7 protein-coding genes and 1 tRNA gene are annotated in these 8,314 nt (G+C 58.0%); 3 read left to right on the forward strand and 5 right to left on the reverse strand.

What is annotated here, in order from left to right; genetic code table 11:
* Window positions 1-6: 6 nt before the first annotated feature.
* From ychF to INT39_RS20835, 3 genes are all read left to right on the forward strand, one after another.
* Window positions 7-1,107 carry a redox-regulated ATPase YchF gene (ychF, locus tag INT39_RS20825; protein ID WP_193075884.1) on the forward strand — a complete coding sequence of 367 codons (1,101 nt, stop codon included), beginning with the start codon at window positions 7-9 and terminating at the stop codon, window positions 1,105-1,107.
* Window positions 1,108-1,238: 131 nt separating this feature from the next.
* Window positions 1,239-4,136, forward strand: a complete 2,898-nt coding sequence (locus INT39_RS20830; RefSeq protein ID WP_193075885.1) for a DUF748 domain-containing protein — start codon at window positions 1,239-1,241, stop codon at window positions 4,134-4,136.
* Between the two features lie 133 nt (window positions 4,137-4,269).
* A tRNA-Met gene (locus INT39_RS20835) sits at window positions 4,270-4,346 on the forward strand.
* 57 nt (window positions 4,347-4,403) lie between these two features.
* Here INT39_RS20835 and INT39_RS20840 read toward each other — a convergent pair.
* From INT39_RS20840 to INT39_RS22600, 5 genes are all read right to left on the reverse strand, one after another.
* Window positions 4,404-5,288: a DMT family transporter gene (locus INT39_RS20840; protein WP_193075886.1), complete on the reverse strand. Its 885-nt coding sequence runs from the start codon at window positions 5,286-5,288 to the stop codon at window positions 4,404-4,406.
* A 31-nt stretch (window positions 5,289-5,319) separates the two neighbouring features.
* On the reverse strand, window positions 5,320-5,772 hold the full coding sequence (gene rimI / locus INT39_RS20845; RefSeq protein WP_193075887.1) for a ribosomal protein S18-alanine N-acetyltransferase: 453 nt from the start codon (window positions 5,770-5,772) through the stop codon (window positions 5,320-5,322).
* Window positions 5,769-6,548 (reverse strand): energy transducer TonB, encoded by a 780-nt coding sequence (locus tag INT39_RS20850; protein WP_193075888.1) that lies wholly within the window; start codon window positions 6,546-6,548, stop codon window positions 5,769-5,771. The genes rimI and INT39_RS20850 overlap by 4 nt, the downstream gene beginning before the upstream one ends.
* Window positions 6,548-8,092 (reverse strand): 2-isopropylmalate synthase, encoded by a 1,545-nt coding sequence (locus INT39_RS20855; protein WP_193075889.1) that lies wholly within the window; start codon window positions 8,090-8,092, stop codon window positions 6,548-6,550. Before INT39_RS20855 ends, INT39_RS20850 begins: the two co-directional genes overlap by 1 nt.
* On the reverse strand, window positions 8,064-8,314 hold a 251-nt coding region (locus tag INT39_RS22600; RefSeq protein ID WP_226944941.1), incomplete at its 5' end, for a hypothetical protein. The genes INT39_RS20855 and INT39_RS22600, both read right to left, overlap by 29 nt.

Consider the following 8,314-nt stretch of genomic DNA (forward strand, 5'->3'; position numbering starts at 1 on the left):
ACCAGTATGGGATTCAATTGCGGTATCGTCGGATTGCCCAACGTCGGCAAATCCACCCTGTTCAACGCACTGACCAAAGCCGGCATCAGCGCCGAGAACTTCCCGTTCTGCACCATCGAGCCGAACAGCGGTATCGTGCCCATGCCCGATCCACGGCTGGACGCGCTGGCTGCCATCGTCAAACCGGAACGGGTGCTGCCGACCACCATGGAGTTCGTCGATATCGCCGGGCTGGTGGAAGGCGCCTCCAAGGGCGAAGGCTTGGGTAACAAGTTTCTGGCCAATATCCGCGAGACTGAAGCCATCGCCCACGTGGTGCGCTGTTTTGATGATGACAACGTCATCCACGTCTCCAACAGCGTCGACCCCAAGCGCGATATCGAGATCATTGATCTGGAGCTGATTTTCGCCGACCTGGATAGCTGCGAGAAGCAGCTGCAGCGCGTCACGCGCAACGCCAAGGGTGGCGACAAGGAAGCTGTAGCGCAGAAAGCTCTGCTGGAAAAACTCATCCCGCACTTCACCGAAGGCAAACCCGCACGCACTTTGCTGAAAGACCTGGGCGATGATGAGAAGAAACTGATCAAGGGCTTCCACCTGCTGACCAGCAAGCCGGTGATGTACATCGCCAACGTCGCCGAAGACGGTTTCGAGAACAACCCCTACCTCGACATAGTGCGTGAGATCGCCGACGCCGAAGGCGCCGTGGTGGTACCGGTTTGCAACAAGATAGAAGCAGAAATCGCCGAGCTGGATGACGGTGAAGAAAAGGACATGTTCCTCGAAGCCATCGGCATGGAAGAGCCCGGCCTGAACCGTGTTATCCGTGCCGGTTACGAGCTACTCAACCTGCAGACCTACTTCACTGCCGGGGTGAAGGAAGTACGCGCGTGGACCGTCAAGGTCGGCGCCACGGCTCCGCAGTCGGCTGCAGCCATCCATACCGACTTCGAAAAAGGCTTCATCCGCGCCGAGGTCATCGCCTATGACGACTTCATCCAGTATCAGGGCGAAGCCGGTGCCAAGGAAGCCGGCAAATGGCGCTTGGAAGGCAAGGAGTACATCGTCAAGGATGGCGACGTGATGCATTTCCGCTTCAACGTGTAATCTGCTCAGCCGAGCCCAGACAAAACCGCGTACTCCGCGGTTTTGTCGTTTCTGCAATGGCCTTCAATCGCTCTACTCCGCCCTGAAGCATGCGATACTCACGCATATCTACAGCGAGCCGGAGACCCTTCATGCGCGTAAAACCAAAAAAACTGCTGATCGGCCTGATCACTGCAATAGCACTCTACAGCTTGGTGGGCTTTCTGCTGCTGCCGGCCATTGCATTGCATCTGGTCACTAAGCAGTTCGAGCAACGTGCCACTGTTCCCGCGCAACTGGAAAGCATCAAATTCAACCCGTTCACTCTGGAGTTGACACTCTCCGGCCTGCATATCGGCGAGCCTGAAAGTCCTGCCCTCGCCTTCGCTCGACTGTATGCCAATCTGCAGGTAGACAGTCTATGGACCCGCGCTGTACATCTGCGGGATGTGGAACTGGAACAGGCCAACACTCGAGTGCATTTTTCCAAAGACGGCACACTCAATCTGGCCAAACTCTTCATCCTGCCCGAGTCCGCGGAGCAAGCCGAGGAAACAGAAACCAGTCTCTTTCCGCTGCGCATCGATCGGTTGGCACTGATCGGCAACAGTCTGCAGTTTCAGGACCTGCGTCCTGCAGCACCGGTCGAGTTCGCCTACGATACGGTGGACATCGAACTCAACAATCTCAGCACGCTGCCCGAGGACAATGCGCTGATGCAGGTCAACGCCAGTGGCCCGGATGGGGCCCGCATCAACTGGGAAGGCAACCTCAGCATCACACCACTGGCCTCCAGCGGTACGCTGCAGATCAGCGATGCGCGCCTGGCCACCTTCTGGCCCTATGTCCAGGAACAGCTGCCACTGACCTTGAAACAGGGTTCGCTGGATATCAGCAGTCATTACCAACTCAGCCTGGCGGAAGGCACCGAGCTGGTGCTGTCTGACGCCCGTCTGGAACTGCACGATCTGGCCCTCGAATCCACCCAGAATACCCCACTGCTGCGTCTTGCAAGCCTGGTAATCAGCGACACCTCTTTGGACCTGGGCAAACGCGAAGTGCATCTGGGCACTCTGCGCAGCCAGGGGCTGGAGGCCTGGGCCGCGCGAGAAAAGGATGGGCAGATTGATTGGCTGCACTTGCTGCAGCCCAAGACGCAGCCAGAGCAATCCACAGAGACTTCATCAGCCGTACCGCAACCAGCGAAGGACACCGCCCTCCCCGCCGAGACAACGGAGTCACCCTGGCGCATTCTGCTGGCCGAGGCACAACTGCGTGACTACCGCCTGCATCTGGCTGATCGCCAGCCAATCCAGCCAGTGGAGCTGGATATCGGCCCACTGAACCTGGATCTCAGCGAGTTCGACAGCCAAGCCGGCACTCCCTTCAATCTGCGCCTGGATACCGCACTGAACAGCGACGGTCAGCTCGATGTCGCAGGCAAGGTTGGTATCAACCCGATCAGCGCCGATCTGCAGGTTGAGACCGGGAATATCGACCTGACCCTGGCCCGCAGCTATATCGAACCCATGGTTCGCCTTGAGCTGAAATCCGGCCAGCTCAACAGTCAGACTCGCGTGCAGCTCACGGCCGTGGAGCCACTGGAGCTGAATGTGAGCGGACAAGCCCAGGTGCAGCAGCTGCATATAGTCGACGGCTCAGCCAAGCGCGACCTGCTGAAGTGGCAGCGCCTGCAACTGGATGACATTCACTATCAGGGCAACAGCCTGGCTATCGGCAAGGTCAGCCTGCAACAACCCTATGTGCGCTTTATCATCAACCAGGACATGAGTACCAACTTCAGCAACCTGATGGTGTCCCAGCCCGACTCCGGCTCCTCAGACGATGACAAAAGCAGTGATCCCATGGCCATACGTATCGGCGGAATCAACATCGCCGATGGCTCGGCCAATTTCGCCGACTTCAGCCTGCGCCCGAATTTCGCTACCGGCATCGAGCAACTGAACGGCGCCATAGGCGCCCTGGACAACCAGAGCCCCAAAGCCGCCTCGGTCAACCTTGCCGGCAAGGTCGATCGCTACGCCCCGGTGAGCATCAAGGGCAGCCTGACGCCCTTCGACCCGCTCAATAGTCTGGATATCGCCACCAGCTTCAAGAACGTTGAGCTAACCACCCTGACACCCTACTCCGGCAAGTTTGCCGGCTATCGCATCCGCAAGGGTCGACTGAACCTGGACCTGCATTACCAGATCGACCAAGGACGATTGAAAGCCGACAATCGGCTACTGCTGGAGGACCTGCAACTGGGCGAGCGGGTCGACAGCGAGGATGCCGTGGATCTGCCCATACGCCTGGCCATCGCTCTGCTGAAGGACACCAGCGGCAATATCGATATCGAGCTGCCGGTAGCAGGTGACCTCAACAACCCCGAGTTCAGTGTCGCACCCATCGTCTGGCAGACCCTGCGCAACCTGGTATTGCGCGCCACTCAGGCGCCGTTCAAATTCATTGCCGGACTGGCCGGCGCGGGCGATAGCGATCTCAGCCAACTCAGTTTTGGTGCCGGCAGTGATGAACTGGACCCACAGGCCAGCCAGACACTGGAAACACTTGCTGCCGCTCTGAAGGAGCGCCCCAATCTGATACTTGAAGTGGAAGGCACCAGTGCCGCCGCTGTCGACGGCCCGGTCTTGGCAGCACAACGCGTGGATCGCGAAATGCATCAACTGGCACACAGTCAGATGCGCCGGCCGCCGGAAGACCCGTCACAGATCGAGCTGGATGAAAAGGACCGGGCCAAGCTGATCCGCACCTTGCACGAACAGCAGCAATTGCCTGTACCCGAACAATGGAAAGAGCTGTCGCGCGACGAGCGTGACCTCGCCATGCACCAGGCCCTGATAGCCCATTGGACCGACAACGCATTACCGCTGCGCCGCCTGGCACAACAACGGGCAGCTGCGATCAAGGACTGGCTGGTGGATAACGGTGAACTGGAAGCAGAGCGCATCCATCTACTGGACGCCAATGACAGTGCCACCGGGAAAGACAGCAGCGTAGCCAGCCCGCTACAGCTGAATAGCCGTTAAATGCTCACAGGACAGAGTGCCGCGCCATGGGCACAAAGGCATCGGTTCCTGCTAAGCAGTTGAAAATTTTACCAATTGAGCGGCAACCCTCTTGACAACATTGCCGCATCTGGGAATAATGCGCGCCTCGGATGGCTACATAGCTCAGTTGGTTAGAGCACAGCATTCATAATGCTGGGGTCCCTGGTTCAAGTCCAGGTGTAGCCACCAACATTTTCAAGGGCTCAGCTTCGGCTGGGCCTTTTTTATGCCTGTGACCCCCGGATGCTACCGCCAGCGGGTCGCCACTATCAGCCCCGTGAAGGTGAGCGCACCGCCTGCCAGGTGGTACCAGTGCAACTGCTCACCCAACAACAGCACCCCCAGCAATGCAGTGAACGCTGGGACCAGGTAGCTGAACAATGAAGCCGTAGCCGGACCCAGCACCTTGACGCCATTGTTCCAGGCCACATAGGCCACCAGAGAAGCAAACACCGCCGTATAACTCACAGCTCCTGCAGCCTGCCAGGTGATCGGCATTGAGCCAACATGGGCCAGCTCCCATAGAAAGAAGGGAATCAGCAGCGGGACACCACACAGCAGCATGGCGGCCATGAGCACCAGCCCTGGCACCGGCATCACCCAACGCTGTAGCAAAACAGAGTAAAGCCCCCAGGAAAACACCGCCACCAGCATGATCAGGTCGCCGTCATTGAACTGCAGCCCCAACAGCCGCGCCGGCTGACCGCCGGCAAGAATCAATAACAATCCACAGAGCCCCAGCAAGGCCCCGCACAGGGTTGCCCGCGCAGGCCATTGACGTAGCAACAGCACAGACCAGAAAAACGCCGTCACCGGCAGCCCGGTACCAACCAGGGTCAGATTGATAGCCCCGGTGCTTTGCGCAGCCTGGTACAGCAATGTGTTGTAGGACGAGATGCTGAGGGCCGCCAGTATCGCCACACGCATCCAGTTTTCCAGCAGCAGCCGGCGATAACGCCAGAGTCCGGTAATGGTAAAGGGTAACAGCAGCAATAAAGCCAGAGTCCAGCGCCAGAAAGACAGACTGATCGGCGGCAACATACCCGCTGTGCCGCGAGCAATCAGTGCGTTTCCAGCCCAGGCCAGGGCCGTAATCAACAGGCCGATGACAGCCCAGTGTCGCAAGGTCATAAACAACTCAAGTGAATGACTGAGCGAGAACTCAATCGATTAGCGAATAGGCCATGACCAGCGCATCTTCACGACCGCCTACGGCAGGATAATAGTCACGGCGGCGTCCAATTTCATTGAAACCAAAGCGCTCATACAAGTGAATGGCTGGATGGTTGGATTCCCTTACTTCGAGAAAGGCCGTTTCCGCCCCCCGTTGCTTGCCACGCTCCATCAGGTGCGCAAGCAGCCTGCCACCCAGGCCATTGGACTGGCTCTCCGGCTTGACCGTCAAATTGAGCAAATGAGATTCATCCCCCGCGGCCGACAACACACCGTGCCCAACCTGCTGATCACCGAGCAACATCAGCCAGCATTCATAGCCGGACTTTACACAATCCAGGAATATGCCTCGGGTCCAGGGGTGACTGAAAGCGGCAAACTCGATATTGAGTACCCCCTCCAGGTCGGCCTCCAGCATGGGCCGAAATACCGGTTCAATCATTGCGCGGCCTGCCATCGTGACATTATGCGCTTGAGCTGTTGCCATAACTGGGCCTTGCTGGAACTGCTGTTCATCAATGTGTCCAGATCAGGTGCAAACCAGGCCGGCGGCAAATGCTCCAATGCCTCTTCACGACCATAAGGAAGATTCTGCCCATCCAGCTCCGGCCCCAGCAATAAGCGGGGATAAGCGCCAAAACAACCAATGGATACTGCCGGCTCGCTTTCCAGACGCGCTTGCATGAAGGCCTGCAAGGCCAGGCTCGCGGCGCTGGCACTGCGATCAAACTGAGGATTTCTGTTCAGCGGCCATTGAAAGTCAGCGTACAGATGAGGCGTTTGCGGCAGACGCACCGCACGGAGAATATCCTTGAGCAGACGCAAGCCTGGCGACGCGCTTTCTAGCCCTGGCTCCGACGTTTCAATCAATAATGCGCAGGGCCCGGCCATCCATAGCTGCAGATAGAACGACTCAAGCGGTACGGGTCTGGCCGCGGGCTCAACCGATTGCGCAATAACGGGCGCAGGCACTGGCTCTGGTTTAGCGGGACGCACAACGATCTTGGCTCTGGCGGAAGCTACTGCCGCAGCGGCCTTCGGCGCACCAAGGGGTTTGGCGGCCGGCACGGCCGTTACTTCCGTGTTTGGCTCTGCCTCAGCGGGTACCGCCGGGAGTTCCGGTGGAATGCGAAAGGCGGCATGTGGCAACGGCTGGCGGGGCACCCAGCCAACCACGCCTATCGCTGCCAGATAATCGAGGCGGATCGACTCTTGCATCAGATACCTTCAACCTGCGGGTGCGCCTTGAGGGCACCTGAGTGCATCAGGTTCACCGCATTGATATAAGCCTTGGCCGACGCAATGACGATATCGGTGTCGGCGCCATTACCATTGACGATACGCCCGCCTTTCTCCAGCCGGACGGTTACTTCGCCCTGAGAATCAGTGCCTTCAGTGATCGCGTTGACCGAATACAGCTGTAGAGTCGCACCTGAGCTGGCTATCTGCTCCAACGCGCGGAAGGCAGCATCAACAGGCCCCGAGCCTGCTGCAGTCGCCTGCTGTTCCACGCCATCGACTTCCACAGTGACTTTCGCCACTGGGGTCTCGCCAGTGCGCGAGGTGACATCCAAGTATATCAGCCGCATACGCTCCACGACGTCGCTGAGCGTATCGGAGACCAGCGCCTGCAGATCTTCATCAAAAATCTCATGCTTCTTGTCTGCCAACTCCTTGAAGCGGGCAAAAGCGGCGTTCAGCTCATCCTGGTCGCTCAGCTCAATGCCCAACTCCTGCAAGCGGGTACGGAATGCATTGCGTCCGGACAACTTGCCCAACGACAGTCGGTTAGCATGCCAGCCAACCGACTGCGCACTCATGATTTCATAGGTTTCACGGTGCTTGAGCACACCATCCTGATGAATGCCTGACTCATGGGCGAAAGCATTGGCGCCGACAATCGCCTTGTTCGGTTGCACCGGAAAGCCCGTGATACTGGAAACCAGCCGCGAGGTGCTGAGGATATGCTCGGTCACGATGCCGGTCTGCACACCAAGAACGTCCTGGCGGGTCTTGATGGCCATGACGATCTCTTCCAGCGAGGCATTGCCAGCCCGCTCACCCAAGCCATTGATCGTGCACTCCACTTGCCGCGCACCCGCCGTGACGGCCGCCAGGGAGTTGGCTACTGCCAAGCCAAGGTCATTGTGACAATGTACGGAAAAGACCGCCTTGTCTGCATTGGGCACCCGCTCAATAACCTGGCGAATGGTCTCGGCAAACTGGTGCGGAATCGCATAGCCAACGGTATCGGGAATATTGATGGTTCGCGCACCCGCATCGATGGCGCGTTCAATGATGCGGCAGAGAAAATCGATTTCGGAACGTCCGCCATCCTCGCAGGAAAACTCTACATCAGCACACAGATTTCGAGCGCGCTTGATGGCGTGTACTGCCTGTTCGATTACTTGATCAGGTTGCAGACGTAACTTGTGCTCCATGTGAATGGGACTGGTCGCGATGAAAGTATGAATGCGTCCGGAGTTGGCGTTGATCAATGCCTCGGCCGCCCGATCGATATCAGCATCAACCGCGCGTGCAAGGCTGCAGATGGTGCTGTCCTTGATGGTATCAGCGATACTTTGGATGGCCTCGAAATCGCCGGGACTGGCAATGGCAAATCCTGCCTCGATAACGTCAACGCGCAGCTTTTCCAGCGCCTTGGCAATCCGCAGTTTCTCTTCCTTGGTCATGGAAGCGCCGGGGCTTTGCTCACCATCACGCAAGGTCGTATCAAAAATGATTACGCGATCCTGACTCATCTATTCTCTCCTCGGTGACACAAGCCGTCATTCTGGAATTATACCGTATCTGCATCACCCCGCAGCGAAACCCGTGCGCAAGCCTGACCCAGCCGTCCGAGGTTGATTTATCAGGCATAAAATCCCGCCATAAAAAAACCCCGCCAGATGGCGGGGTTTTTTTATTAAGCGCTTGACGATGACCTACTCTCACATGGGGAAACCCCACACTACCATCGGCGA

The organism is Pseudomonas sp. FME51 (genome assembly GCF_014897305.1).